We start from the raw sequence: 25,828 nt of genomic DNA on the forward strand, positions 1-25,828 counted from the left end.
CGCCAGCGTTCGTCCTGAGCCAGGATCAAACTCTCCAACAAAAAAGAGGTTGAAAACCCAACCAAAAACACAACCCACGACACAGTCGCAGGCCAAACAAACTGGCATAAAACCAATCTCATGATCCCGTATCCACAAAAGGATACAGTTCGACACACTGTTGAGTTCTCAAAAGACACCCGCACACCATCTCGGCTCTTCCGAACCGGATCCGGGGCAACTCTTCCAGCTTACATGGTCCTGTCCGCGGAGTCAAACTCCGCCAGGCCCACATCCGCGCGACCCACCGAAGTGGAGATCCTTGCGGGGTGTCCGCCATCTCCGGGGGCTGACTCTGGGCCGAAGATTTCGTCCCGGTCTGTCGTGCTGCCCGCCGCGCTGGCGACGAGGAGAAAGTTACACAAGCCCCTGAACGGCAGTCAAACCGGGGGGTCCTTTCCGGCGTATGCCCAGCTCAGCGCGCCTGCGAGGGTCGGGACGGCCTCACGGCGCCACCCGCACGCCGGCGAGGTTCCGCTTGCCACGGCGCACCACGAGCCAGCCACCGGAGAGCAGGTCGCCCTCGGCCGGGCTCCACTGCTCGTCGACGACCTTCGCGTTGTTCACGTACGCGCCGCCCTCCCCCACGGCACGGCGGGCCGCGCCGCGGCTCTCGCTCAGGCCCGTGGCCACCAGCAGGTCGACGATCGTGGGCTGCTCCCCGCGTGTGACGTCGGCGTGCGGGACCTCGCTCAGGGCCGCGTCGAGCGTGCCGGCGTCGAGTTCGCGCAGCTCCCCGCGCCCGAACAGCGCACCGCTGGCCGCCACCACCTGTGCCGTGTGCCGCGCTCCGTGCACCAGGGTGGTCAGCTCGGCGGCGAGGGCGCGCTGACCGGCGCGCAGATGCGGCCGCTCGGCGACGTCCACCTCGAGCGCCTCGATCTCTTCCCGCGGCAGGAACGTGAACAAGCGCAGGTAGCGACCGACATCGGCGTCCCCGACGTTCACGAAGTACTGGTACCAGGCGTACGGCGAGGTCATCCCCGGGTCGAGCCAGATGTTGCCGCCACCGGTGGACTTGCCGAACTTGCGGCCCTCCGCGTCGGTCACCAGTGGCGTCGTCAGCGCGTGCGCGACACCGCCCTCCACCCGCCGGATGAGCTCCACACCGCCGACGATGTTGCCCCACTGGTCGGACCCGCCGATCTGCAGCCTGCAGCCGAGCCGCCGGTACAGGTGCAGGTAGTCCTGGCTCTGCAGCAGCAGGTAGCTGAACTCGGTGAAGGACATGCCCTCCGCGGCCAGACGGCGCTTCACCGTCTCGCGCGCGAGCATGACGTTGATCGAGAAGTGCTTGCCGACGTCGCGCAGGAACTCCAGCGTCGTCTGCGCGCCGGTCCAGTCCAGGTTGTCGACGACCTGCGCTCCCGTGGGCGAGTCGTCGAACGTGACGAACCGTTCGAGCTGTCCGCGGATGCGTGTCGCCCACTCGGTCACGGTCTCGGCGCTGTTGAGCGACCGCTCGCCGACGTCCCGGGGGTCACCGATCATGCCCGTGGCTCCGCCCGCGAGGACGATCGGCCGCGCCCCGGCCGCCTGGAACCGCCGCAGGGTCAGCAGCGGGACGAGGTTGCCCGCGTGCAGGCTCGGCGCCGAGGGGTCGAACCCGCAGTACAGGGTCAGCACCCCGGCACCGAGGTCGCGGCGCAGTGCCTCGCGGTCGGTGCTCTGCGCGATCAGGCCGCGCCACTCCAGGTCGTCGAGGATGTCGGTGGGGGGGATGTCGGTGCTCACACCCCGATCCTTCCCGAGCGGGCCGGTGGGTTCTCAGCCACCCAGGCGGGCGGCGACCTCACCCGGGACCGTGTCGAGCAACGAGGGCAGGCTGAGCACGCTGCTGAACGACAGCGCGACCCCCTGCTCGGTCGTGAGGTTGAGTACGCGCCCCTCCTGGCCCACCTGCAGGACGGGGTAGCCGGGCTGCGCCTCCAGCGTCGCGTTCTCCGTGCCGGGGATCTGCAGCCAGAGGACCACGTCGTTCTCGTCGAGCAGCCCCAACTGCTCGACGCTGATGTCGGCGTAGAACTCCTCGCCCGCGAGGTCGTCGAACGTGGCGGGCACGGTGAGCCCGATCGACTCGAGGAAGCGGCCGCGGTTGTCGTCGGAGGACCACACGAAGTAGCTGCCCGCTCCGACGGAGCTCACCGCCGCCACCGCCGCGGTCCGACCGGCGAGCTGGGGGTACTCCTCGGCGACGGAGTCGAAGCGTGCCTCCAGGTCGTTGACCAGCCGGTCGGCATCCGCGGTGCGCCCGAGCGCCTGCCCGATGATCCGGGTCGCGTCCTGCCACCCGGTCTGGAAGGGCAGGTCGCCCACCGGCTGGGTGACGACGGGCGCGATCTGCGAGTAGCTGTCGTACTGGTCCTGCGTCAGGCCGGCCGAGACCCCGATGATCAGGTCGGGATCGAGCGCGGCGATCGCCTCCAGGCTGATCTCCCCGTCGAGGACCTGGGGCTGCCGCCCCTGGAGCAGCGCGCCGGCCCACGGCCAGGTGGCCGACGGCTTCTTGCCGGTGAACTCGCGGATCCCCACGGGGACGATCCCGAGCGCGAGGATCGCGTCCTGATCGGTGTATCCGAGTGACACCACGCGTTGCGGCGGCGCGGTGATCTCGGTGGTGCCCAGCGCATGGTCGACCGTGACCGGGAAGCCGGCCGCCGTCTCCGCAGCGGGTTCGGCACCCGGTGCGGGTGCCCCTCCGCAGGCCGCGAGCACGAGGGCGAGGCCGGCCAGCAGGGCCGGGAGGACGGATCCGCGAGGACGGCGACGTTCGAGCACCCTGAGGAGGCTAGCCTTGCCTACCCTGGACGTCCAGCACGGGCCGATCGCCGGTAGACGCTCACCGCGGGCTCCCCGTCGATCCAGAACCGCCACGGCACGTCATGGGCGGCGGACACCCCGACCCGCGGTCCGGTGCGCACCGATCCCGGATCGACGGGCGGGCCGGTCAGGATGCGCACCGGAGAGGTGCCGCTGGTCACATCGACGCCGTTCTGCTCGCGGGTGAGGCCGAGCACGGACGCCAGCCGGGCCGGCCCGCGGGCCAGGTCCGCGTCCCGTCGGGCGGTCGGGCGCCGGGCCCGCGCGTGTCCCAGGTCGCTGACGACCTCACCGGCCCGCAGCAGGACCGCGCCCGCGTCCCCGTCGGCCAGGCAGGACACGTTGGCGCAGAAGTGCATCCCGTAGACGAAGTAGACGTACAGGTGCCCGGCCGGACCGAACATCACCGCGTTGCGCGGTGTGCGGCCCCGGAAGCTGTGCGACGCCGGGTCGTCGGCACCGCGGTACGCCTCGACCTCGACGAGACGCACCGCGACGGTGCCGCCCGGCGTGTCGGCCTCCACGGTGCACCCCAGCAACCGCACGGCCGCCACGGCGACGTCGGCGGCCAGCTCCTCGCGCGGCAGGAGCGCCCTCACGCCCGGGCGAGCGCCAGCTTCACGCACACGGCCACGCCCGCCATCGCCTTCTCGACCTCGTCGAGCGGCGGGAAGGTGGGCGCCAGCCGGATGGTCGCGTCCTGCGGGTCGTCGCCGCCGGGATGCGTGGCGCCCGCCGGGGTGAGCGCGATGCCCGCCTCCTTCGCCAGCCGCACGATCTCGGTGGCCGTGCCGTCGGGCACGGTCAGCGTGACGAAGTACCCGCCCTTCGGCGTGGACCACGAGACGCCCGGGGTGCCGGCGAAGTTCTCGGTGAGGATCTCCTCGAGCGCCGCGAACTTGGGGGCGATCAGCTCCCGGTGCTTCGCCATGTGCGCGGCCACCCCGGCGGCGTCACCGAAGAACAGCACGTGCCGCAGGTGGTTCACCTTGTCCGGACCGATGGTGCGCTTGGCCGTGAGCGCGAGCCACCACTTCACGTTGGCCGCCGACGCCCCGAGGAACGCGACGCCCGAGCCGGCAAGGGTGATCTTCGAGGTGGACCCGAAGACGAACGGCCGGTCGGCGTGGCCGGCCTCGGCCGCGAGCGCGAGCACGTCGGCGATCTCGATCGCCTCGTCGGTGAGGTGGTGCACCGCGTAGGCGTTGTCCCACATGATCCGGAAGTCCGGCGCCGCGGTGGGCATGCTCGCCAGCCGGCGGGTGACCTCGTCGGAGTACACGGTGCCGTCGGGGTTGGCGTACTTCGGGACGCACCAGATGCCCTTGATCGACGGGTCGGCGGCGACGAGCCGCTCCACGACGTCCATGTCGGGGCCCTCGGGCGTCATCGGCACCGCGACGAGCTCGATGCCCAGCCGGTCGCACACCGCGAAGTGGCGGTCGTACCCGGGCACGGGGGCGAGGAAGACGACCCGCTCCTCGTCGACCCAGCGCCGCTCGGCGCCGGGCAGCGGGGACAGCAGGGCGTGCACCAGCGTGTCGTGCATGAGCTCGAGGCTGGAGTTGCCGAACGCGATCAGCTGCTCGACGGGCACCTGCAGCGCGGGGGCGAAGATCTCCCGGAGCTCGGTGAGCCCCTGCAGGCCCTGGTAGTTGCGGGTGTCGGTACCGTCGGCGGCCTTGTACCGGTCGCCGGGCAGGCCGAGCATGGCGGCCGACAGGTCGAGCTGGGCGGCCGAGGGCTTGCCGCGCGTGAGGTCGAGCTTCATGCCCTGCGCGACGAGGGCGTCGTAGTCGGCCTGTGCTCGGGAAGCCAGCTCCGTGGTCATAGTTCCTCCGTCGAGAGTGCGTCGCGGGCGGCGGTCGCGGCGGCGCGCAGGTCGTCGAGCTGCTCGGCGACGCGCTCCCCCGCGGTTCCCCCGCGCGCGTCCCGTGAGGCTATCGAGCCCGCCACGGTGAGCACCTCCCGCACCCCGGGGGTCAGCGCGGGATGCACGGCGGCGAGCTCGGAGTCGGTGAGATCGGCCAGGCCGGCGCCCCGGGCCTCCGCGGCGCGGACGCACCCACCCGCCGCCTCGTGCGCCACCCGGAACGGCACACCCTGGCGGACCAGCCACTCGGCGACGTCGGTGGCCAGGGTGAAGCCCGCGGGGGCCAGCTCGGCGAGCCGGTCGGTGTGGAACGTGAGCGTGGCGATCATGCCGGACACGGCGGGCAGCAGGAGGTCGAGCTGCTCGACGGAGTCGAACAGCGGCTCCTTGTCTTCCTGCAGGTCGCGGTTGTAGGCCAGCGGCAGGCCCTTGAGCGTGGCGAGCAGGCCGGTGAGGTTGCCGATCAGCCGACCCGCCTTGCCGCGGGCCAGCTCGGCGACGTCGGGGTTCTTCTTCTGCGGCATGATCGAGCTGCCGGTGGAGAACGCGTCGTCGAGGGTGACGTAGGAGAACTCGGCGGTGGCCCAGACGATCACCTCCTCGGCGATCCGGGAGAGGTCGACCGCGATCATGGCGAGGACGAACGCGGCCTCGGCCGCGAAGTCCCGGCTCGCCGTACCGTCGATGGAGTTGGCGCTCGACGAGCCGAAACCGAGCTCGCGTGCCACCGCCTCCGGGTCGAGCCCCAGGGAGGAGCCGGCCAGCGCGCCGGACCCGTAGGGCGAGACCGCGGCGCGCCGGTCCCAGTCGCGCAGCCGGTCGACGTCGCGCAGCAGCGCATGGGCGTGGGCGGCCAGGTGGTGCCCGAGCAGCACCGGCTGCGCGTGCTGCAGGTGCGTGCGGCCGGGCATCGGGGCGGCTGGGTGGGCCCTCGCCTGTGCCACCAGCGCATCCACGACGTCGAGCACACCCGCGCCGACCCGGCGGGCCGCGTCGCGCAGCCACATCCGGAACAGCGTGGCCACCTGGTCGTTGCGCGAGCGGCCGGCGCGCAGCTTGCCGCCCAGGTCGGGGCCCGCGCGCTCGATCAGGCCGCGCTCCAGCGCGGAGTGCACGTCCTCGTCGTCGGGAGCCGGTCCGAACGCGCCGGACTCCACGTCGGCGCCGAGCTTGGCCAGCGCGTCGAGCATCCCGGCGAGCTCGGCGTCGGTGAGCAGGCCCGCGGCGTGCAGCACCCGGGCGTGCGCCCTCGAGCCGCGCACGTCGTAGGGCGCGAGCCGCCAGTCGAAGTGGGTGGACCTGGACAGGGCGGCCAGCGCGTCGGCCGGGCCCGACGCGAACCGGCCGCCCCACAGTGCCGAGCCCGCCATCAGTCCGTGCCCGCTTCCAGCGCGGCGTCGTCGAGGGACTTCTCCGACTCGCTCTCCCGGGCCTCGTCGGCCGCGGCGATCCGGTCGAACCCGCCCGAGGGCAGGTCGCCGAACAGGGTGCCGTGCTCGACGAGCATCGTCCCCTGATCGTGCGGCTGCTCGGCGTAGGCCTCCAGCTTGGCGCGGGAGTCGGCGATGTCGAGGTTGCGCATGGTGAGCTGGCCGATCCGGTCCGTCGGCCCGAAGGCGGCGTTCTCGACCCGCTCCATCGAGAGCCGGTCGGGGTGGTAGGAGAACCCGGTCCCCTGCGTGTCGAGGATCGTGTAGTCGTCACCACGGCGCAGGCGCAGCGTGACGGTGCCGGTGACCAGCGAGGCGATCCAGCGCTGGATCGACTCGCGCACCATCAGGGCCTGCGGGTCGAGCCAGCGCCCCTCGTAGAGCAGGCGGCCGAGCTTGCGACCCTCGTGGTGGTAGTTGGCGACGGTGTCCTCGTTGTGGATCGCGTTGAGCAGCCGCTCGTAGGCCACGAACAGCAGCGCCATCCCGGGCGCCTCGTAGATTCCGCGCGACTTGGCCTCGATGATCCGGTTCTCGATCTGGTCGGACATGCCCAGGCCGTGCCGGCCCCCGATCCGGTTGGCGGCCAGCACCAGCGCGACCGGGTCGGCGAACCGCTCGCCGTTGATCGCCACCGGACAGCCGGCCTCGAACGTGACCGCGACGTCCTCGGCCTCGATGCCGACCGACGGATCCCAGTACCGGACGCCCATGATCGGCTCGATCGTCTCCAGGGAGACGTCGAGGTGCTCGAGCGTCTTGGCCTCGTGCGTGGCGCCCCAGATGTTGGCGTCGGTGGAGTAGGCCTTCTCCGCCGCATCCTTGTAGGGCAGCCCGCGGACGGTGAGCCACCTGCTCATCTCGTCGCGCCCGCCCAGCTCGTGGACGAAGTCCGCGTCGAGCCACGGCTTGTAGATGCGCAGCTCGGGGTTGGCGAGCAGGCCGTAGCGGTAGAACCGCTCGATGTCGTTGCCCTTGAACGTCGAGCCGTCGCCCCAGATGTTGACGTCGTCGGCGTGCATCGCGCGCACCAGCAGCGTGCCGGTGACGGCGCGGCCCAGCGGTGTGGTGTTGAAGTACGTCCGGCCCGCGGACCGGATGTGGAAGGCGCCGCACGCCAGCGCGGCCAGGCCCTCCTCCACCAGCTGCGGACGGATGTCGACGACGCGGGCGATCTCGGCGCCGTACTCCTTCGCGCGCGCGGGCACCCCGGACACGTCGAGCTCGTCGTACTGGCCGAGGTCGGCGGTGTAGGTGCACGGGATCCCGCCGCTCTCGCGCATCCAGGCGACCGCCACGGAGGTGTCGAGCCCCCCGGAGAAGGCGATGCCGATGCGCTCACCCTGGGGGAGGGAGGTCAGGACCTTGCTCACGAGGTGGGTGCTCCTTCGTCACAGATCGCGCAGGAGCGCGACGAGTTCGGCGCCGGAGAGTGGCTCGCGGGCCACCACCAGCAGGGTGTCGTCGCCGGCGATGGTGCCGACGACGTCGTGCAGCGCGGCGCGGTCCAACGCGCTGGCCAGGTAGTGCGCGCCGCCGGGTGGCGTGCGCAGGACCGCCAGGTTCCCACTCGCATCCGCCGACACGAGCAGGTCCCCCAGCAACCGAGCCAGGCGGACGGTGCCGCCCTCGATACCGCGTACCGGGCTGCCGTCGTCCGGGATGACGTAGACGGGCGTGCCGCCGTCGGCCCCGCGGAGCTTGACCGCGCCCAGCTCGTCCAGGTCGCGCGAGAGGGTGGCCTGGGTGGTGCCGATGCCGTCGGACTCCAGCAGGCCCAGCAGCTCGCTCTGGCTGTGCACCCGGTGCTGTGTGATCAGCTCGACGATCCGGGCCTGGCGCGAGACGCGCGACCGGCCGCCCTGGACCGCGGTCATCGCGGCCCGCTCATCGGCTCAGCAACCACGTGAGCAGGGCCTTCTGTGCGTGCAGCCGGTTCTCCGCCTCGTCCCAGACGGCGCTGCGGGGACCGTCGATGACCTCGTCGGTGATCTCGTCGCCGCGGTGGGCGGGCAGGCAGTGCAGGACGATCGCGTCGGGACGGGCGCGGGCCACCAGCGCGGCGTTGACCTGCAGCGGGCGGAACGGGGCCGCGCGGTCGAGGCCGTCGGCCTCCTGGCCCATCGACACCCAGGAGTCGGTGACGACCACGTCGACGTCGTCGACCGCGTCGTGCGGGTCGGCGATCAGCTCGACGCCTCCCCCGGTGTCGGCGGCCTTGCTCTTCGCGTCGCGCAGGATCTGCTCGTCGGGGGTGAAGCCCTGCGGCGTGCAGACCCGGACGTGCATCCCGGCGGTGGCCCCGCCCAGCAGCAGCGAGTGGGCCATGTTGTTGGCGCCGTCGCCGAGGAAGGTGAGCGTGAGCCCGGTCAGGCGGCCGAAGTGCGCGCGGATCGTCTGCAGGTCCGCGAGGACCTGGCAGGGGTGGAACTGGTCGGTGAGCGCGTTGACGACGGGCACCGTGGCCGCCGCCGCCATCTCGTCGATCCGGGACTGGTCGCCGGTGCGCCAGACGATCGCGTCGACGTAGCGCGAGAGCACCCGGGCGGTGTCGGCGATGGTCTCGCCGCGGCCGAGCTGGCTCGTCTGCGCGTCGATGATCAGCGGGGTGCCCCCGAGCTGGGAGATCCCGACCTCGAAGGAGATCCGGGTGCGGGTGGAGGACTTGTCGAACACCACGGCGATCGGCCGCCCACCCCCCCGCGGACCGGCCAGTGGGCGGTGGGCGTAGCGGTCGGCCTTCATCGCGTCGGCGAGGTCGAGGATCTCGGTCTGCTCGACCGGGGAGAGGTCGTCGTCGCGCAGCAGGTGCCTAGGCATCGGTCGCCACGTCCAGTATCGCGGGCAGCGCGGAGAGGAACTCCCCCGCCTGCGCCTCGGTGACCACGAGCGGGGGGGCGAGTCGGACCCGGTCGGGCACGGCGTTGTTAACGAGGAACCCGGCGTCGCGGGCGGCGGTCACCACCGCGGCGGACACCGGCTCGCCGAGCAGGATCCCGATCAGCAGCCCCGCTCCGTCGACGCCGCGGACCAGCGGGTGGCCCAGCGCCTCGATGCCGCTGGTGATCGTCTTGCCCACGAGTGCGACGTGCTCGAGCAGGCCGTCGGCCTCGACGGTGTCGAGCACGGCGAGCGCGGCGGCGCAGCAGACGGGGTTGCCACCGAACGTGGTGCCGTGCTGGCCCGGCTCGAGCAGGGCGCCCGCCGCACCGACGCCGATGCAGGCGCCGACCGGGAGCCCCCCGCCGAGCCCCTTGGCCAGGGTGACCACGTCGGGGACGATCCCGGCGGTCTGGTGCGCGAACCAGGTGCCCGTGCGGCCGATGCCGGTCTGCACCTCGTCGAGGACCAGCAGGGCGCCGCGCGCCGCGGTGATCTCCCGCGCGGCCCGCAGGTAGCCCGGGGGCGGGGTGACCGCGCCGGCCTCACCCATGATCGGTTCGAGGAACACGGCGGCGGTGTGCTCGTCGACGGCGGCGTCGAGCGCCGCGACGTCCCCGTAGGGGACGTGGGTGACGCCCGGGGTCATGGGCTCGAACGGCGCGCGCTTGGGAGATTGGCCGGTGAGCGCGAGCGCGCCCATGGTCCGGCCGTGGAAGCCGTTCTCGGCGGCGACGATGCTCGGGCGTCCCGTGCGGCGCGCCATCTTGAACGCGGCCTCGTTGGCCTCGGCTCCGGAGTTGCAGAACAGCACCCGTGCGGTGCCGGCGTCGAGCAGCTCCAGCAGCCGCTCGGCCAGCGCCAGCGGGGGCTCGGTGAGATACAGGTTCGACGTGTGGCCCAGCGTGGAGATCTGCCGGGTGACGGCCTCGACGACCGCCGGGTGGGCGTGGCCGAGCGAGTTGACGGCGATCCCGCCCAGCAGGTCGAGGTAGCGGCGGCCGTCGGCGTCCCACACCTCGGCGCCCGAGCCGCGCACCAGCGCGAGCGGCGGGGTGCCGTAGTTGTCCATCATCGCGGCCTGCCACCGCTCGGTGAGACTCATGGGATCACCATCGTTCCGACTCCCTCGTGGGTGAACACTTCCAGCAGGACCGAGTGCGGGACCCGGCCGTCGATCACGTGGGCCTGGCCCACCCCGCCGCGCACCGCCCGCAGGCAGGCCTCCATCTTCGGCGCCATGCCCGATTCCAGGCCGGGGAGCAGCGGCTCCAGCTCGGCCGCCGTGAGCTCGCTGATCACCGACTCCGGGTCGGGGTAGTTCGCGAACAACCCCGCCACGTCGGTGAGCACAACCAGCTTCGCCGCGTCGAGCGCTGCGGCCAGTGCGGCGGCGGCGCTGTCGGCGTTGATGTTGTAGACCTGCCCGTCGACGTCGGGCGCGATGCCCGCGACCACCGGGATGCGGCCTGCGCGCACGATGTCGAGCACGGCGTCCGGGCTGACCTGCACGACGTCGCCGACCAGCCCGATGTCGACGGCCTCGCCCCCGACGAGCGCGGTGCGCTTCTCCGCGGTGAACAGCCCGGCGTCCTCGCCGGACAGGCCGACCGCGTACGGGCCGTGCTGGTTGATCAGGCCGACGAGCTCGCGCCCGACCTGGCCGACCAGCACCATGCGCACCACGTCGATCGTCTCCGGGGTGGTGACGCGCAGCCCGCCGCGGAACTCCCCGGGCAGGCCCAGCCGCGTCAGCATGGTGCTGATCTGCGGACCGCCGCCGTGCACGACCACCGGATGGATGCCGGCCAGGCGCAGGAAGACCATGTCGCGGGCGAAGGCCTGCTTGAGCTCCTCGTCGACCATGGCGTTGCCGCCGTACTTGACGACGACGACCCGCCCGTGGAAACGCTGCAGCCACGGCAGCGCCTCGGCGAGGATGGCGGCCTTCTCACCGGCTCGGGCGAGCCGCTGTTCGAGAGGGTCGCGCCCGCTAGGAGGAGTACGCACTGTTCTCCTCCACGTAGGCGTGCGACAGGTCGGTGGTGAGGAACTGCGCGGCGCCCTCGCCCAGGCCCAGCTCGATCTGCACGAGGATGTCGACGCCGGACAGGTCGGCGGCGTGCCGGTCGCCCGCGGCCACACCGTCGCGGCACATCGGCACGCCGTTGATGGTGATCGACAGCGAGTCGGTGACCACCTCGCCCGGTGCCCGGCCGACGGCCATCGCGATCCGCCCCCAGTTGGGGTCGGAGCCGAAGAACGCGGTCTTGCACAGGTTGTCCTGCGCGACCGTGCGCCCGATCGCCACGGCGTCGGACCCGGTCCGCGCCCCGGTGACCGAGATGGTGACGTGCTTGGTGGCGCCCTCGGCGTCGTCCTGCAGCTCGCGGCACAGGCCCGCGCAGGCGTCGGTGACCGCGGCGGCCAGCTCCGCGGCCGACGGGGTGACACCCGACGCACCGGAGGCCAGCAGCAGCACGGTGTCGTTGGTGGACGTGCCGCCGTCGACGTCGAGGCGGTCGAAGGTGGAGCCGACGGCCGCGCGCAGGGCCGCGTCGCAGGCGGGTGCGTCGGCGACGGCGTCGGTGGTGAGGACGACGAGCATGGTGGCCATGTTCGGGGCCAGCATCCCGGCGCCCTTGGCGAACCCACCGACGCTCCAGCCCTCGCGCACGACGTGCACCTGCTTGGGGCGGCTGTCGGTGGTGAGCACCGCCGTGGCCGCGGGCGTGCCGTCGGCGCCCAGCTCGGCGGCGGCCTTCTCGATCCCGGCCAGCACCAGCTCCCGGGGCAGCTGCTCGCCGATCAGCCCGGTGGAGCACACGGCGACCTCGATCGGGCCCCAAGGGTCATCAGCAGAGCCGAGCACCTCGGCGGCCTTCTCGGCCGTGGCGTGCGTGGTCTGGAAACCCTGCGGGCCCGTGCAGGCGTTGGCGCCGCCGGAGTTGAGCACCACCGCCCGCAGCGCGCCGCCGGTGAGCACCTGCTGCGACCAGAGCACGGGAGCGGCCTTGACCTGGTTGGTGGTGAACATCCCGGCCGCCGCCCGGCCCGGCCCGTCGTTGACGACGAGCGCGAGGTCGAGACGGCCGCCGTCCTTGATCCCGGCGGCGATCCCGGCCGCCCGGAAGCCCTGCGGAGACGTCACGGTCACGGGGCCACCCCCGTCAGCGGCAGCCCGGTGGTCTCGGGGAGCCCGACGGCGAGGTTCATGCACTGCACGGCGGCGCCTGCGGTGCCCTTCGTGAGGTTGTCGACCGCGGCGACGACGACCAGCCGCCGCGCGTCGGCGTCGACCGTGGCCTGCAGGTGCACGGTGTTGGCGCCCAGCGTGGCCGCCGTGGTGGGCCAGACGCCCTCGGGCAGCAGGTGCACGAAGGGCTCGTCGGCGTAGGCCTTGTCGTACCCGGCCCGGACGTCGGCGGCCGTGACGTCGGCGCCGCTCAGGCGGGCCGAGCAGGACGCCAGGATGCCGCGGGGCAGCGGGGCCAGTACGGGGGTGAAGCTCACGTCGACCGGTGTACCGCAGGCCACCGACAGGTTCTGTGCGATCTCGGGGGTGTGGCGGTGGGTGCCCCCCACCCCGTAGGCGGACAGCGACCCCATCACCTCCGCGCCGAGCAGGTGCGGTTTGAGCGAACGGCCCGCCCCCGAGGTGCCGGTGATGGCCGTCACGACGACCGACGGCTCGGCCAGGCCCGCGGCCAGGGCCGGGAACAGCGCGAGGCTGACCGCCGTGGGGTAGCAGCCGGGCACGGCGACCCGGGTGGCGCCGCGCAGGGCGTCGCGGGCGCCGGGTAGCTCGGGCAGGCCGTAGGGCCAGGTGCCCGGGTGCTCGCCGCCGTACCAGCGGGTCCAGGCGGTGGGGTCGGAGAGCCGGTGATCGGCGCCGCAGTCGACGACGACGGTGCCCTCGCCCAGCTGCGCGGCGAGGGCCGCCGAATGCCCGTGGGGCAGCGCGAGGAAGACGACGTCGTGACCGGCGAGCGCCTCCAGCGTGGTCTCCTGCAGCACGCGGTCGGCCAGCGGGAGCAGGTGCGGTTGGTGCTGGCCCAGCCGCGTTCCCGCGCTCCCCCCGGCCGAGAGCGTCCCGATCTCCACTTCCGGGTGGGCGAGCAGCAGCCGGAGGAGCTCGCCCCCGGCGTATCCACTGGCCCCTGCCACCGCGATTCGCACCATCTGGATGACTATGCACGACAACGAAATCTCATGCAAACCGGTTCCGTCGGTGGCGGGTCCTACCCTCGCCGCCATGGAGGACCTCGCCAGCGCCGTCCGCCGCGGACTCGCCGCGCGGGCCGATCCGTCGGCCGCGCCGGGGATGCAGCGCTACATGAAGTCGACCATGCCCTTCCGCGGCGTGGCGAAGCCGGCTCGCGAGGAGCTGGTGCGGGAGCTGGTGGCCGCGCGCCCCGCGCCGACGCCCGCGGAGTTCGCCGTGGCCGTCCGGGCACTGTGGGACGGCGCCGAGTACCGCGAGGAACGGTACGTGGCACTCACGCTCACCGGGCACCGGCGGTGGGCGCCCCCACAGGACGCGTCCTGGGTGCCGCTCTACCGGCACTGGATCGTCACGGGGGCGTGGTGGGACTTCACCGACGAGATCGCGAGCAAGCGGATCGGCGTGCTGTTGCGGGCCGCCCCGGCCGAGCTCTCACCGGTGCTGCGGGCATGGGCGGGCGACGGGGACCGCTGGCTGCGGCGCACCGCGGTGATCGCCCAGCTCGGATCGGGGACGGGCACCGATCTCGACCTGCTCCGCCACGCGATCGAGACCAACCTCGCCGACCCGGACTTCTTCCTCCGCAAGGGCATCGGCTGGGCCCTGCGCCAGCACGCCCGGGTGGATCCGGGGTGGGTGCGGGAGTTCGTGACGGCGCATCCCGGCCTCTCGTCGCTGTCGCGGAGGGAGGCGCTGCGGCACCTGGGGTGAGCGGTGCCGCACCGTCGGCACCGGCAGATCGTGCCGAGGACCGGCCGCCGGGTCCGGGGGCGCGGGGCACCGGCCGCGGGACACCGCGGCGCCCTATCCGGCCCGGCCGGCCCGGAGGTCACCGACCGCCGCAGGATCCGGGATACCGACGCCCTCGGGTATGCAGGTCCGGTCAGGCGGGCGCGGAGGTTGTCCGGAACGGCCACGGAGGACCCCGCACGCGGGCTACCGTCGCCGCCGTGAGGGGACGTCGAAGCGCCGTGCTGCCGGCCGCTGTGTACGTGGCGGCATTCCTGCTGGCCGGCTGCACCACGGCGGTGCCCGGCACCGGCTCGCCCGCCCCCGGCCCGGCCCCTCCCCCGTCGACGTCGGCGGCGGACCCGACCCCCTCGGCCCCCACGCGCAGCGCATTGGCGGCCGACGTGCTGGCCGACGAGTGCCTGCTCGACGCGCTCGGGTTCAGCGCGTTGCTGGGCCGTCCGGTCCTTCCGCCGGAGCAGGGCGAGGTGGAGCGCGCCGACGGGTCGAGCAGTTCCAGCTGCGTGGCCGAGTCGGCCCGCGGGTTCCCCGACCCGCTCGCCGCCGTCAACGTCTACGAGCCGCGAGCGGGCACCCCGGCCGACTTCGTGCGTGCCGGTCCACCGCAGGGGCGGCGGGAGCTGAGCGGGGTGGGCGAGGCCGCCGTGCTCGTCGACACCGCTCCCGGCGTCACCATGCAGCTCGCCGCCACGCGCTACGTCGTCACCATCGCGGTGCTCGACGGCGCGCCGTCCGACGACGCGTGGCGGGCCGCGGGCGCCGCCGCACTGGCCGCCCTCCCCACGTAGCGATGGGACACCGGGTGGCCGCCCACCTGCGCCCGACGGGGGCGTGGCCCCCCGAGCGGTCACGCTCCCGGGCCCGCCGCGGCGCGGCCCGGTACGGGGAGGTCCGGTGAGCGGACGTGGTACGGCGCGGGGGACCCGGTCGCGCCGGACCCGGTCGGCGTCCGGCGGCACCGGCCACCGGGACCCGGCACCCCCGGGACCCCGGCCCGCAGCCAGGCACCTCCACACCCGGCACCCCGGCACCCCGGCACCCCGGCAACCGTGCACCCCCGGCCCCGGGGGGACCCGGCAGCACCGGGGACCCGGGGGCTGGGCGCTGCCGCCGCCGGGCCGGGCGCCGTGGTGATCGACGAACGGGAACGGGCGGGCGTGCTCCACCCCGCCCGACGTTCCCTGACGCCGATCATGACGGGGCGGCGACGCCATGATCGTCGTGCCGGAACCCACGAGCGTGCCCGGACGCGCGCCCGGTGCCGAACCGCTGATCACCACTGCGGCCGACGGCGCCACGGCCCCCGCCGACCCCGCCGCATGAGCCGACCCCGGCCGACACTGGCCTGCCCGGCCCACCCCGGCCCGCGCGCCGACCCCGCCAGCTCCCTCGCCCCGGCCGCCCCGGCAAACCCCGGCTACCTCGCTCCCGAGCAGGTGCGCGGTGAGACCGCGGGCCCTGCGGCCGCGTCGGCAACCCCCGGCCGCGTCAGCGGATCCCGGCCCACAGCTCCCGGATCGCGCCGCGGGGGTCGGTCTGCGTCTCGATCACATCGCCGAAGCGGCGGACCCGGCGCGCCTCGCCGTACGGCTCCCAGCCGGGGTCACCGGTCCGGGCGAAACCGACCCACGCCGCGTGCATCGCGTCGGCGAGGGCCTGCGGCGCGTCGTCGCCGCTCAGCATGGTTCCCGCGGCCAGGGTGTCGAACACGAACCCCAGTTCCAGGGCGTGGCACGAACCGAGCCGACCGCCGAGCACCGGGGTGACCCAGTCGAACTCGTAGACGTGGGCGCGGCCGTGCGCCTCGGCGAGCCGCAGCGCGGGCAGCCGGAAGAACCAGTCCGTCATGACGTCGGCGAGCACGAGACCCGGGTTGTCGTGCAGTGCGCGATAGTGCCCGAGGGCACCGGCCGGCAGCCGGTACGCGGCGGCGACGGCCTCGAGCCGCTCGTCGGTGACCCGGTCGAGGCCGCCCGGTGGCACCAGGAAGAACCGGTGCTCGTCGCAGTTGGTGCCGATCATGACGTCGACGTCGGGGTTCGCCGCCCGCGTCGGCGGCACGGGCAGCACCTCCCCGTCCACGACGGGCTCGAACATCATCTGGTTGGCCGTGATCTCGCCCCACCGGCCGGGGTCGGGGGCCTGGGCGAGCTGGAGGGCGAGAGCCTGCTGCGCCGCCACGAGCCGCTCCGGCGACACCGTCGACAGCGACGCGACGGACGGCTGCGCGCCCACCTCGTCGGCGACGTACCCGGCGACCTTCGTGGCCGTGGCCGGGGTGAGGGTGTGGTGCGCGGCACCGCTCTGCAGGATCGCGCGGCGGAACAGCCCGGCCGCCGACGGCATGGCCAGGAGCGCGCCCACGCTCATCGCACCCGCCGACTCCCCGAACACCGTGACGTTCCCCGGGTCGCCGCCGAACGCGGCGATGTTGTCGCGCACCCAGGTGAGCGCCGCGACCTGGTCGAGCAGGCCGAGGTTGGGGGTGCCGTCGGGGAGCAGCAGGAAGCCCTCGGCTCCGAGCCGGTAGTTGACGCCGACCAGCACGACGCCGTCGCGGGCGAACGCGGTCCCGTCGTACACCGGGATCGAGTTGGACCCGTTCACGAACGCTCCGCCATGGATCCAGACCATCACCGGCAGCCCGGCGGCGCCCGGGTCCGGCGTCCAGACGTTGACGTTCAGGCACTCCTCCCCCGGGATCGTGACGACCGGCAGGAGGTCGGAGAACGGCGGCGGGTAGCCGGGTGCCGGTGCCGTCGGGCCGTGCTCGAGCGCGTCGCGCACGCCGTCCCACGGCGTGACGGGTCCGGGGGGCCGGAACCGGCCGGCCCCGAACGGCGCGGCGGCGTAGGGGATGCCGAGGAACGACGTGACGCCGCCGACCGTGCGGCCGCGGACCTCGCCGGAGAGGGTCTTCACCTGGGAGTGCATGCCCCCAGTCCTACCCGATGGATCAGGCCCGCAGGACCGCCGCGTACCGCTCGGTGGCCACCGCCACGGCCGCGTCGCGGGCCGCGGCGGCCTCCTCGCTGGTCAGCGTGCGGTCCGGGGCGCGGAAGCGCAGGGTGAACGCCAGCGACCGGTTGCCCGCACCCACCTGCTCGCCCGCGTAGACGTCGAACAAGCGCACGGTCTCCAGCAGCTCGCCGCCGCCGTCGACGAGTGCCTCGGTCAGCGCGGCGGCGGGCACGTCGGCGGCCGCGACGAGGGCCACGTCCATCCCCACCGGCGGGTACGGCGACACCTGCGGCGCCGGCCGGGACTCCTGCACCGGGACGGCGTCGAGGTCCAGCTCCATCGCGCAGGTGCGCGGCGGCAGCCCGAGCGCCTCGACGACCTTCGGGTGCAGCTCGCCCGCGTGCCCGACGGTCCAGTCGCCCACTCGCAGCGCGGCACAGCGCCCCGGGTGCCACGGCGCGAGCGCGGCCGCGGTGACCCGCAGCTCCGCTCCCGCCGCCTGCCCGACCAGCGTGGCGGCGTGCACGGCGTCGGCCCAGCCCGCTTCGCGCCCGGCTCCCCACCAGCCGCGGGCGTCCCGGTCACCGGCCAGCACGGCGGCCACGTGCAGCGGCTGCGCCGGGAGCGCGGCCCGGATCTGGGCGTACTCGGCGTCGGTGGGGCGGCGGTCGACGGGCGGGTCGGGCATCTCGACGGGCACCTTGTGCGGCAGCACGACCTGACCGATGTGGTAGAGCGCCAGGTCGGTCGCGCCACGGGAGCGGTTGCGGACCAGGGTGTCGAGCAGGCCGGGCAGCAACGTCGTGCTCAGCTCGGCGCGCTCGGCGTCGAGCGGGTTGAGCACGTGGACCGTGCGGCGGCGCACGTCGTCGACGGCGAGCCCGAACGCGTCCCACACGGCCGGCCCGACGAACGGGAACGGCAGCACCTCGACGTAGCCGGCCTCGGCCAGGGCGCGCGACACGACCCGGCGGCGGGTCTGGCCCGGCGTGAGGCCCCGGCCCCCGGGCGCGGCGGGCAGCACCGACGGGATCGCGTCGAGCCCCTCCAGGCGCAGCACCTCCTCGACGAGATCCGCGGGCTGGGTGAGGTCGGGCCGCCACGACGGCGGGGTGGCGAGCACCTGCGCACGACCGTCGTCGCCGGAGACGATCTCGACGGCGCACCCGACCTGGCTCAGCCGGCGCACGGTGGCGCCGCGCGGGTAGGTGACACCGGCGACGCGGTCGGGATGGTCCAGCGGCATGGTGATGGCCGACGGCGCCGGGGCGACGCCCGCGTCGGTGCGGCCACCGGCGATGGTGCCGCCACCGTGTTCGACGAGCAGCTGGGCCGCGCGCTCGACGGCCACCGGGGGGAGCTGCGGGTCGACCACCCGCTCGAAGCGCTTGGACGCCTCACTGGGCAGCTTGTGCCGGCGTGCGGTCCGGGCGATGCCGGTCGGCTCCCAGTGCGCACCCTCCAGCAGCACGTCGATGGTGCCGTCCGGGCCGGGCCCGGCGATCTCGGTGGACGCCCCGCCCATCACCCCGGCCAGCGCGATCGGGCCCGAGTCGTCGGTGACCAGCAGGTCGTCCGGATCGAGAGTGCGGGTGACGTCGTCGAGCGTGACGAGCTGCTCGCCCGCCCGCGCGCGGCGCACGACGATGTCGCCGGCGAGCCGCCCGGCGTCGAAGGCGTGCAGCGGCTGGCCGAGCTCGAGCATGACGTAGTTGGTGACGTCGACGATCAGCGAGATCGGGCGCATCCCGGCGGCGAGCAGCCGCCGCTGCATCCACCACGGGGCGGGCAGGCCCGGGTCGACGCCGTCCACGCGGCGGGCGACGAAACGCGGGCACCGCGCGGGCTCGGCCACCTCCACCCGCCACGCCTCGCCGTCGGCGTCCGGCACGGCGACCCGCGCGGCCGGATCGGTGTAGTCGGCGTCGAGCGCGCACGCCATCTCGCGGGCCAGGCCGCGGACGGAGAAGCAGTACCCGCTGTCCGGGTTGACGTCCAGCTCGATCACGGCGTCGTCCAGCCCGAGGATCTCCCCGGCATCGTCTCCCGGCGAGGCGGTGCCGGGCGGGAGCACGAGGATGCCGGCGTGGTCGGTGCCGATCCCCAGCTCGCGGGCCGAGGCGATCATGCCGTCGGAGACGTGACCGTAGGTCGTGCGCGCGGAGATCTCGAACCCGCCGGGCAGGACGGCGCCGGGCAGCGCGACGACCACGAGGTCGTCCACCGCGAAGTTCTGCGCACCGCAGATGACGCCGTTCACCTGGTCGGGCCCGACCTGCACCTGGCACCAGCGGATCGGCTTCTTCAGGCCGGTGAGCTCCTCGATCTCCCGGACGCGGGCCACGACCAGCGGACCGGTGATGTCGGGGGCGCCGTGGATCTCCTCGACCTCGAACCCGACGCGGACGAACGCCTCGGCCGTGTCCTCGACGGAGGGGAGCTCGCCCACGAGCTCGGACAGCCAGGACTGCGGAACACGCACGTGAACTCCCCTACACGCCGAAGGCGCGGCTGAAGCGGACGTCGCCCTCGACCATGTCACGCATGTCGGGGATGCCGTTACGGAACATCAGGGTGCGCTCCAGGCCCATGCCGAACGCGAAACCCGAGTAGACGTCGGGATCGACGCCGCACGCCCGCAGGACGTTGGGGTGCACCATCCCGCAGCCGCCCCACTCGACCCAGCCCGCGCCGCCCTTCTTCTGCGGGAACCAGACGTCGGGCTCCGCGGAGGGCTCGGTGAACGGGAAGTAGGAGGGCCGCAGCCGGATCCTCGACTCCGGGCCGAACATCGCGTGGGCGAACGCGTCGAGGGTGCCCTTGAGGTGGCCCATCGTGAGGCCCCTGTCGATCGCGATGCCCTCCACCTGGTGGAAGACCGGGGTGTGGGTGGCGTCGAGGGCGTCGGTGCGGAACGTGCGGCCCGGGCAGACGACGTAGACGGGCAGCTCACGGTCGAGTAGCGACCGGATCTGCACCGGCGACGTGTGCGTCCGGAGGACGGCACCGTCCTCGAGGTAGAAGGTGTCCTGCATGGTGCGGGCGGGGTGGTCCTTGCCGAAGTTCAGCGCGTCGAAGTTCAGCCACGACGACTCGACCTCGGGTCCCTCGGCCACCTCCCAGCCCATCGCCACGAACACGTCGGCGATCCGCTCGGAGATCTGCGTCAGCGGGTGCCGGGCCCCGCGCGGGGTGCGGTCCCACGGCAGCGTGACGTCGACCGCCTCCTCGGCCAGCACGCGCGCGTCCCGCTCGGCGGCGAGCACCTCGCGGCGGGCGTCGAACGCGTCCTGCGCCTCCTGGCGGGCGGCGTTGACGCGCTTGCCCGCGTCGGCCCGTTGCGGCCCCGGCAGCGATCCCAGCTCGCGGCGGGCGAGCAGCAGCGGGGCGCGGTCGCCCAGGTGCGCGGGCTTGACCGCGGCCAGCGCGGCCAGACCCGGCGCCCCGTCGAACGCCTCCCGGGCGGCCTTGACCGCAGCGGCGAGCACGTCGGGGTCGAGAGCGTCGGACATGGGAACAGAGAACCTCTCGACCGTGGTGCGGGGCGTCCGAATTCTAGGAGCACGGACGGTGACGGTGGGAACGCGCCCCGGCGGTCGCGCCGCCGGCTGCTGATCCGCGGGCACGAACCGGGCTGCGCGACCTCCTGATCCCGCGCCGGATGGTCAGCACGAGCGACGGCGGGCGGCCACGCTCGCGTACAGGCACACCGCGGCGGCCGTGGCCAGGTTGAGGCTCTCGGCGCGGCCGTGGACGGGCACGCGGACCCGGTGGTCGGCGGCGCCGGCCAGGTCCGCAGGCACGCCGTGCGCCTCACCGCCGAAGACCCACGCCACCGGCGCGGCCAGTACGGGGTCGGCGGCCGGATCGTGCAGGTCCAGCTCGCCGCGCCCGTCGGCGACGAGCAGCGTGAGCCCGGCCGACCGACACGCGTCGAGCACGGCCGCGGCGTCGCGGTCGCGGGCCAGTGGCAGGTGGAAGACGCTTCCGGTGGACGCGCGGACGGCCTTGCCGTTGTGCGGGTCGACGGTGTCGCCCGCGAGCAGCACCGCGTCGGCACCCGCGGCGTCGGCGACCCGGATGACGGTGCCCGCGTTGCCGGGGTCCGCGATCGCGGCGCAGACCGCCACGAGCCGCGGCGTGCCCGCCAGCGCCGCGGCGAGCGGGACGTCGAGCAGGTCGCAGACGGCGACGAGGCCCTGCGGGGTGACCGTGTCCGACAGGGTGGCGGCCGCGCGCTCGTCGACGACACTGATCCGGGCACCGGCATCCCGCGCGGCCCCGACCAGCGCGACGTGCCGGGACGGGTCGGCGACGAACAGCTCGTGCACCGTGGCCCAGGTCAGCGCCTCCCGGACGGCCTGCGCACCCTCGACGAGGAACCGCCCGGCCCGATCGCGCCCCGGGCGGCGCAGCAGCTTGCGTGCTGCCACCACTCGCGGGGTGCGCTCGGTGCCGGGCGGCGCGTCCACCGGGAACGGACGGCTCAGGCCGCCGGCTCCTTCTGCGCGTCGGGCTCGGGGACGTGGGCGCGGGCGACCTCGACCAGCGCGGCGAACGCGGCCGGGTCGCTGATCGCCAGCTCCGAGAGGATCTTGCGGTCGACCTCGACACCGGCGACCTTGAGCCCCTGGATGAAGCGGTTGTAGGTCATGCCGTTGGCGCGGGCCGCGGCGTTGATGCGGGTGATCCAGAGCTTGCGGAACTCACCCTTCTTCGCGCGGCGGTCGCGGTAGGCGTAGTTGAGCGAGTGGAGCATCTGCTCCTTCGCCTTGCGGTACAGCCGGGAACGCTGCCCGCGGTAGCCGCTCGCGAGCTCGAGGGTGGTGCGCCGCTTCTTCTGGGCGTTCACCGCGCGCTTCACGCGTGCCATGAGTGTGTCCTTACATCGAGGGGGTCAGCGGAGGAATCAGATGCCGAGCATGCGCTTGACGCGCGGGACGTCGGCCGCGGCGACCGGGGCGTCGTGGGAGAGGTCGCGCGTCTCCTTGCTCGACTTGACCTCGAGGCGGTGACGCAGGCCGGCCTGCTGGCGCATGAGCTTGCCGCTGCCGGTGGTCTTCACCCGCTTGGCGATCCCGCTGTGGGTCTTGTTCTTCGGGGTCTTGCTGTGGTTCTTGGCCTTCTTGGGCATGCCTGTTCCTACTCACCGGTGGCGGCCCGGTGGCCGGGCCGCCAGTGCTTGTGGAGCGGGTCTGTCAGCTGTGGAGCACTGTCAGGTCTCGGGTTGCGCGTCCGGCTCGGACCCCGACGAGGTCGCCCGGCCGCGCGGCGCGGGCTTCTTGTTCGGAGCGATCACCATCGTCATGTTGCGACCGTCCTGCTTGGGTGTCGCCTCGACGACGCCCAGGTCCACCACGTCCTCGGCCAGGCGCTGCAGCAACCGGAACCCGAGCTCGGGTCGGGACTGCTCGCGGCCGCGGAACATGATCGTGACCTTGACCTTGTTGCCGCCTTCGAGGAAGCGCCGGACGTGGCCGCGCTTCGTCTCGTAGTCGTGCTTGTCGATCTTCGGCCGGAGCTTCTGCTCCTTGATCGTGGTGAGCTGCTGGTTACGGCGGGACTCCCGCGCCTTCTGCGCGTTCTCGTACTTGAACTTGCCGTAGTCCATGAGCTTGCAGACCGGCGGGCGGGCCTGGGCCGCGACCTCGACGAGGTCGAGCTCGGCCTCCTGCGCGAGCCGCAGGGCGTCCTCGATACGCACGATGCCGACCTGTTCCCCGTTCGGCCCGACCAACCGGACCTCGGGAACGCGGATGCGGTCGTTGATGCGCGTCTCTGTGCTGATGGGGTCTCCTCGTATCGACGTCGTGGAAGCGACGGAGCGGAGACCCACAGACCGAGCACGAACGACGAGACCCCCCGGATCGAGCGGGGGCTCGTCGTCGGACCGGACCCGTGCACCTCGCGGTGACGGGTGGGAGCGGGGCTCCACTTGATCGCCCTGACGCCAGAGGAACGCGCGACAGGGTGGTCGCATTCCGTAGGGTAGCAGCCCGGTGCGCGCCGTCCGGACCGGGTCAGCGGCCGATGCGGCGGGCCCACGCCACGGCGCCGGAGTCCCCCATCGCCGCGCCCCGCGCGTGCGCGGCGGCGAACCCGTCACCGAGTGCCGCGCGGGCGGCCGTCTCGATCTCCCGGACGCGCACCGCGTCCGCACCGTACTCGGGGGCCGCGCGGGGGCTCGCCCGGAGCGCGCCGAGCAAGACGGCCGCGTCGTGGTGCCTGCCGAGCCGGGACAGGGCCTCGGCCAGTGCCCGTACGCCGATCCAGAGCTGGGTCCACGAGCCCATGCCGAGCCAGGTGTCGAGCAGCGGGCCGAACCGCGCCAGTGCGACCGCCGCGGGGTCCGCCCGGGCCGCGGTGGTGACGAGCGTGTGCCGGGCGACGCCGGCGAGGAACGCCGCGTCGACCTCCTCGGCCAGCGCGACGGCCCGCTCCAGGTGGAGCGCGGCGTCGGGCAGGCCGGCCTCGGCGCGCCGCTCCCCCGCGGCGTACGCCGCCCACCCGTGGGCCAGCGGGGACCCCATCCGCTCGGCCACAGCCAGTGTGGCGGCCTCGTGCCGGGCCGCGGTCGCGTCGTCCCCGGCGTACGCGGCCACGACCGTCCGGTCGCACAACGCCATGATCAGCGTGGTGTCGTCCCCGGCGGCGGCGGACAGCTCGGCGGACCGCGCGGTGTGCGCGTCGGCGGCCCGCAGGTCACCGCCGAACAGCTCGACGTTGGCCAGCACCTCGTGGGCCTCGCGGGCGAGCAGCGGGTCGCCGATGCGCTCGGCGAGCGCGATCGCCGCGACGCCGCGCTCCCGCGCTCCGTCGAGGTCCCCGCGCTGCCAGCGCGGCACCCCGGTCAGGGCCAGGACCCGCGGCAGCAGCGGGTGCGTGGAGCCGCCGGCGACCGCGACGGCATCGTCGGCCATCCGCCCGAGGTCGACGCGGGCCCGCTGGTAGCCGATCTCGGCGCAGACCAGCGCCAGGCGCAGCAGGTCCTCCATCGGGCCCGCGGCGCACAGCCACTCGTGGGCCCGCCGGACCTCGGCCAGGTGGGCGTCGAACCGGCGCAGCGCCACCGCCTCGTCGGCGCGCGACCGGGCCGCCGCGAGGTCTTCGGCGAGCGCGACGACCCAGGCGGCGTGCCGCGCCCGCAACACCGCGTGCCGCGGATCGGCCGCGAGGTGCGAACGGCCGAAGGCGCGGACCGTCTCCAGCATCCCGAACGTCACCGGGTCGCCGTCGTGGCGCACGACCAGCGAGCGGCCGACGAGGTCGGGCAGTGCGCTCACGTCGCCGCAGACCGTGGCGACCGCGCCGGGCTCCACCGCCCCCGCGAACACCCCGAGACCGACGAACAGCTCCCGCTCCCGGGCGTCGAGCAGCCGGAACGACCACTCCACGACCTCGCGCAGCGAGCGGTGCCGCGCGGGGGCCGTGCGGCGGCCGCGGCCCAGTGCGTCGAGGGGTTCGTCGAGCGACTCGATCAGCGCGCGCAGCCCGACGGCGGGCGCCCGCGCCGCCGCCAGCTCCAGGGCGAGCGGCAGGCCGTCGAGGCGCGCGCAGGCAGTGGCGACGAGGTCCGGGTCGGGCTCGGCGGTCGGGTCGGCGGCGCGGATCCGGTCGACGAGCAGCTCGGCCGCGGCCCGGGCGGGCAGCGGCGGCACGGGCACCACCTGCTCCCCGTCGGCCCGCAGCGCCTCTCGGCTGGTGGCCAGCACCGCGACCTGGGGCGCGCCCGCCGCGACGGCCTCCACGAGCGCGGCCGCGACGTCGGCGACGTGCTCGCAGTTGTCGAGCACGAGCAGCTGCCGCCGCACCGCGAGCACCTCGACGATGCGGCCGGTGAGGTCGCCGGACCCCGACGTCCCGCAGGCGCCGGCCACCGTGGCCTGCGTGGTGTCCGGGGTGGCCGGCGCCAGGTCGACGATCAGCACGCCGTCGTCGAAGCCGGCCGCGGCCGCCGCGGCGACATGACGGGCCAGGCGGGTCTTGCCCACCCCGCCGGGACCGCAGAGCGTGACGAGGCGGCACCGGTCGAGCAGCTCGGCGATGCGGGACACGTCGGCGTCGCGCCCGAGGAACGCGCTGACCGGGAGGCCCGGGCCCCGGTCGGCGCGGATCTCGTGGCGCAGGAGCCGCTCGTGCAGCCGCACCAGCTCGGGCGCGGGGTCGACGCCGAGCTGCTCGGCCAGCTCGGCGCGCAGCCGGGCGAACACCCGCGCCGCGTCGGCGGGCCGTCCGGCCGCCACGTGGGCGCGCATGAGCACCCCGGCCGCGACCTCGCTCAGGGTCTCCGCCGTCGCCAGCGCGGCCACCGCCTCGTCCGCCCGGCCCGTCTCGAGCAGCGCCTCGGCGCGCCGCTCGACGGCCGCGGCCCGCAGCGCGTGGAGCCGGGTGGTCTCGACCTCGACGTCGGGGTGGTCGAGGCCGGGGTGGTCGAGGTCGGCGAAGGGTCGTCCGCGCCACAGCGCGAGCGCGGCGTCGAGGTCGGCCAGCCGGACGGCCGGATCCGGCGCGGAGCGGGCCAGCCGGGCGGCGAACTCCGCGCTGTCCAGCGGCCCGGTCAGCCGGTAGGCCCCGGTACCCGTGGTGAGGGACACCGCCGGCGGGAGCAGCCGCCGCACCCGCGCGACCAGGGTGTGCAGCGCGGCGGCCGGGTCGGCGGGCTGCGTGTCACCCCACACGAGCTCGGCGAGGCCCTGCGGTGGCACGTCGGCGCCCTCGTGCAACGCCAGCGCGGCCAGCAGGCGGCGCTGACGGCCGCTCCCGATGGGCACCGCGACGCCGTCCGGACCGAGGACGGCGAGCGGGCCGAGCACGCCGATCACCGGCCCATCGTGCCACCTGACAGCGCCG

22 protein-coding genes are annotated in these 25,828 nt (G+C 74.1%); 2 read left to right on the forward strand and 20 right to left on the reverse strand.

Going from position 1 to position 25,828, the window contains the following annotated elements; translation table 11 throughout:
• Positions 1-483 precede the first annotated feature (483 nt).
• Genes tyrS through argC form a run of 12 tightly spaced genes read right to left on the reverse strand, consistent with a single transcriptional unit; the run spans position 484 to position 13,224 of the window.
• Positions 484-1,773, reverse strand: coding sequence for a tyrosine--tRNA ligase (gene tyrS / locus Q1K26_RS16915; RefSeq protein WP_300013471.1), 1,290 nt, complete (start codon positions 1,771-1,773; stop codon positions 484-486).
• Between the two features lie 33 nt (positions 1,774-1,806).
• The gene (locus Q1K26_RS16920) at positions 1,807-2,817 is read right to left on the reverse strand and encodes an iron-siderophore ABC transporter substrate-binding protein (protein WP_300013474.1); all 1,011 of its coding nucleotides are present in this window, start codon (positions 2,815-2,817) and stop codon (positions 1,807-1,809) included.
• Between the two features lie 20 nt (positions 2,818-2,837).
• Complete coding sequence (locus Q1K26_RS16925) at positions 2,838-3,458, reverse strand: DNA-3-methyladenine glycosylase (protein ID WP_300013477.1); 621 nt, start codon at positions 3,456-3,458, stop codon at positions 2,838-2,840.
• Entirely contained in the window at positions 3,455-4,690 is a 1,236-nt protein-coding gene (locus Q1K26_RS16930) for an aminotransferase class I/II-fold pyridoxal phosphate-dependent enzyme (protein WP_300013480.1), read from the reverse strand. Before Q1K26_RS16930 ends, Q1K26_RS16925 begins: the two co-directional genes overlap by 4 nt.
• Positions 4,687-6,102 (reverse strand): argininosuccinate lyase, encoded by a 1,416-nt coding sequence (argH, locus tag Q1K26_RS16935; RefSeq protein ID WP_300013483.1) that lies wholly within the window; start codon positions 6,100-6,102, stop codon positions 4,687-4,689. Before argH ends, Q1K26_RS16930 begins: the two co-directional genes overlap by 4 nt.
• The gene (gene argG / locus Q1K26_RS16940; RefSeq protein ID WP_300013486.1) at positions 6,102-7,535 is read right to left on the reverse strand and encodes an argininosuccinate synthase; all 1,434 of its coding nucleotides are present in this window, start codon (positions 7,533-7,535) and stop codon (positions 6,102-6,104) included. Before argG ends, argH begins: the two co-directional genes overlap by 1 nt.
• An 18-nt stretch (positions 7,536-7,553) precedes the next feature.
• A complete protein-coding gene (locus tag Q1K26_RS16945; RefSeq protein WP_300013488.1) occupies positions 7,554-8,039 on the reverse strand; it encodes an arginine repressor in 486 nt (161 codons plus the stop codon).
• 10 nt (positions 8,040-8,049) lie between these two features.
• A complete protein-coding gene (gene argF, locus Q1K26_RS16950) occupies positions 8,050-8,982 on the reverse strand; it encodes an ornithine carbamoyltransferase (protein ID WP_300013491.1) in 933 nt (310 codons plus the stop codon).
• Positions 8,975-10,147 (reverse strand): acetylornithine transaminase, encoded by a 1,173-nt coding sequence (locus Q1K26_RS16955; protein WP_300013494.1) that lies wholly within the window; start codon positions 10,145-10,147, stop codon positions 8,975-8,977. Before Q1K26_RS16955 ends, argF begins: the two co-directional genes overlap by 8 nt.
• A complete protein-coding gene (gene argB / locus Q1K26_RS16960) occupies positions 10,144-11,052 on the reverse strand; it encodes an acetylglutamate kinase (RefSeq protein WP_300013497.1) in 909 nt (302 codons plus the stop codon). The genes Q1K26_RS16955 and argB overlap by 4 nt, the downstream gene beginning before the upstream one ends.
• Positions 11,036-12,199, reverse strand: a complete 1,164-nt coding sequence (gene argJ, locus Q1K26_RS16965) for a bifunctional glutamate N-acetyltransferase/amino-acid acetyltransferase ArgJ (RefSeq protein WP_300013500.1) — start codon at positions 12,197-12,199, stop codon at positions 11,036-11,038. Before argJ ends, argB begins: the two co-directional genes overlap by 17 nt.
• Positions 12,196-13,224 (reverse strand): N-acetyl-gamma-glutamyl-phosphate reductase, encoded by a 1,029-nt coding sequence (gene argC / locus Q1K26_RS16970; protein WP_300013503.1) that lies wholly within the window; start codon positions 13,222-13,224, stop codon positions 12,196-12,198. Before argC ends, argJ begins: the two co-directional genes overlap by 4 nt.
• Before the next feature lie 73 nt (positions 13,225-13,297).
• On the opposite strand from argC, the gene Q1K26_RS16975 reads away from it, so the two are divergent.
• Entirely contained in the window at positions 13,298-13,978 is a 681-nt protein-coding gene (locus tag Q1K26_RS16975; protein WP_300013506.1) for a DNA alkylation repair protein, read from the forward strand.
• 239 nt (positions 13,979-14,217) lie between these two features.
• A complete protein-coding gene (locus Q1K26_RS16980; RefSeq protein WP_300013509.1) occupies positions 14,218-14,805 on the forward strand; it encodes a hypothetical protein in 588 nt (195 codons plus the stop codon).
• Between the two features lie 700 nt (positions 14,806-15,505).
• Here the strand turns inward: Q1K26_RS16980 and Q1K26_RS16985 are convergent.
• The 8 genes from Q1K26_RS16985 to Q1K26_RS17020 form a co-directional block, all read right to left on the reverse strand.
• Positions 15,506-16,951, reverse strand: a complete 1,446-nt coding sequence (locus tag Q1K26_RS16985) for a carboxylesterase/lipase family protein (RefSeq protein ID WP_300013512.1) — start codon at positions 16,949-16,951, stop codon at positions 15,506-15,508.
• 22 nt (positions 16,952-16,973) lie between these two features.
• Positions 16,974-19,460, reverse strand: coding sequence for a phenylalanine--tRNA ligase subunit beta (pheT, locus tag Q1K26_RS16990; protein WP_300013515.1), 2,487 nt, complete (start codon positions 19,458-19,460; stop codon positions 16,974-16,976).
• Between the two features lie 10 nt (positions 19,461-19,470).
• The gene (gene pheS, locus Q1K26_RS16995; protein ID WP_300013518.1) at positions 19,471-20,490 is read right to left on the reverse strand and encodes a phenylalanine--tRNA ligase subunit alpha; all 1,020 of its coding nucleotides are present in this window, start codon (positions 20,488-20,490) and stop codon (positions 19,471-19,473) included.
• 153 nt (positions 20,491-20,643) lie between these two features.
• Positions 20,644-21,411, reverse strand: a complete 768-nt coding sequence (locus Q1K26_RS17000; protein WP_300013521.1) for an RNA methyltransferase — start codon at positions 21,409-21,411, stop codon at positions 20,644-20,646.
• 53 nt (positions 21,412-21,464) lie between these two features.
• Positions 21,465-21,851, reverse strand: coding sequence for a 50S ribosomal protein L20 (gene rplT / locus Q1K26_RS17005; protein ID WP_300013524.1), 387 nt, complete (start codon positions 21,849-21,851; stop codon positions 21,465-21,467).
• Between the two features lie 36 nt (positions 21,852-21,887).
• Positions 21,888-22,112, reverse strand: a complete 225-nt coding sequence (gene rpmI, locus Q1K26_RS17010; protein ID WP_300013527.1) for a 50S ribosomal protein L35 — start codon at positions 22,110-22,112, stop codon at positions 21,888-21,890.
• A gap of 81 nt (positions 22,113-22,193) precedes the next feature.
• Entirely contained in the window at positions 22,194-22,814 is a 621-nt protein-coding gene (gene infC / locus Q1K26_RS17015; RefSeq protein ID WP_300013530.1) for a translation initiation factor IF-3, read from the reverse strand.
• 184 nt (positions 22,815-22,998) lie between these two features.
• Entirely contained in the window at positions 22,999-25,800 is a 2,802-nt protein-coding gene (locus tag Q1K26_RS17020) for a BTAD domain-containing putative transcriptional regulator (protein ID WP_300013533.1), read from the reverse strand.
• Positions 25,801-25,828: the final 28 nt, after the last annotated feature.

Origin of the sequence: Pseudonocardia sp. (assembly GCF_029263155.1) — a bacterium.
Taxonomy (GTDB): domain Bacteria; phylum Actinomycetota; class Actinomycetes; order Mycobacteriales; family Pseudonocardiaceae; genus Pseudonocardia.

Bases quoted from the DNA above. Each gene is read 5' to 3' on its own strand.
- Q1K26_RS16945 (WP_300013488.1), bottom strand. From the start codon at position 8,039: ATGACCGCGGTCCAGGGCGGCCGGTCGCGCGTCTCGCGCCAGGCCCGG.
- Q1K26_RS16985 (WP_300013512.1), bottom strand. From the start codon at position 16,951: ATGCACTCCCAGGTGAAGACCCTCTCCGGCGAGGTCCGCGGCCGCACG.
- Q1K26_RS16955 (WP_300013494.1), bottom strand. From the start codon at position 10,147: ATGAGTCTCACCGAGCGGTGGCAGGCCGCGATGATGGACAACTACGGC.
- argF (WP_300013491.1), bottom strand. From the start codon at position 8,982: ATGCCTAGGCACCTGCTGCGCGACGACGACCTCTCCCCGGTCGAGCAG.
- argC (WP_300013503.1), bottom strand. From the start codon at position 13,224: ATGGTGCGAATCGCGGTGGCAGGGGCCAGTGGATACGCCGGGGGCGAG.
- rplT (WP_300013524.1), bottom strand. From the start codon at position 21,851: ATGGCACGCGTGAAGCGCGCGGTGAACGCCCAGAAGAAGCGGCGCACC.
- argH (WP_300013483.1), bottom strand. From the start codon at position 6,102: ATGGCGGGCTCGGCACTGTGGGGCGGCCGGTTCGCGTCGGGCCCGGCC.
- Q1K26_RS16975 (WP_300013506.1), top strand. From the start codon at position 13,298: ATGGAGGACCTCGCCAGCGCCGTCCGCCGCGGACTCGCCGCGCGGGCC.
- Q1K26_RS16930 (WP_300013480.1), bottom strand. From the start codon at position 4,690: ATGACCACGGAGCTGGCTTCCCGAGCACAGGCCGACTACGACGCCCTC.
- pheS (WP_300013518.1), bottom strand. From the start codon at position 20,490: ATGTCCGACGCTCTCGACCCCGACGTGCTCGCCGCTGCGGTCAAGGCC.
- rpmI (WP_300013527.1), bottom strand. From the start codon at position 22,112: ATGCCCAAGAAGGCCAAGAACCACAGCAAGACCCCGAAGAACAAGACC.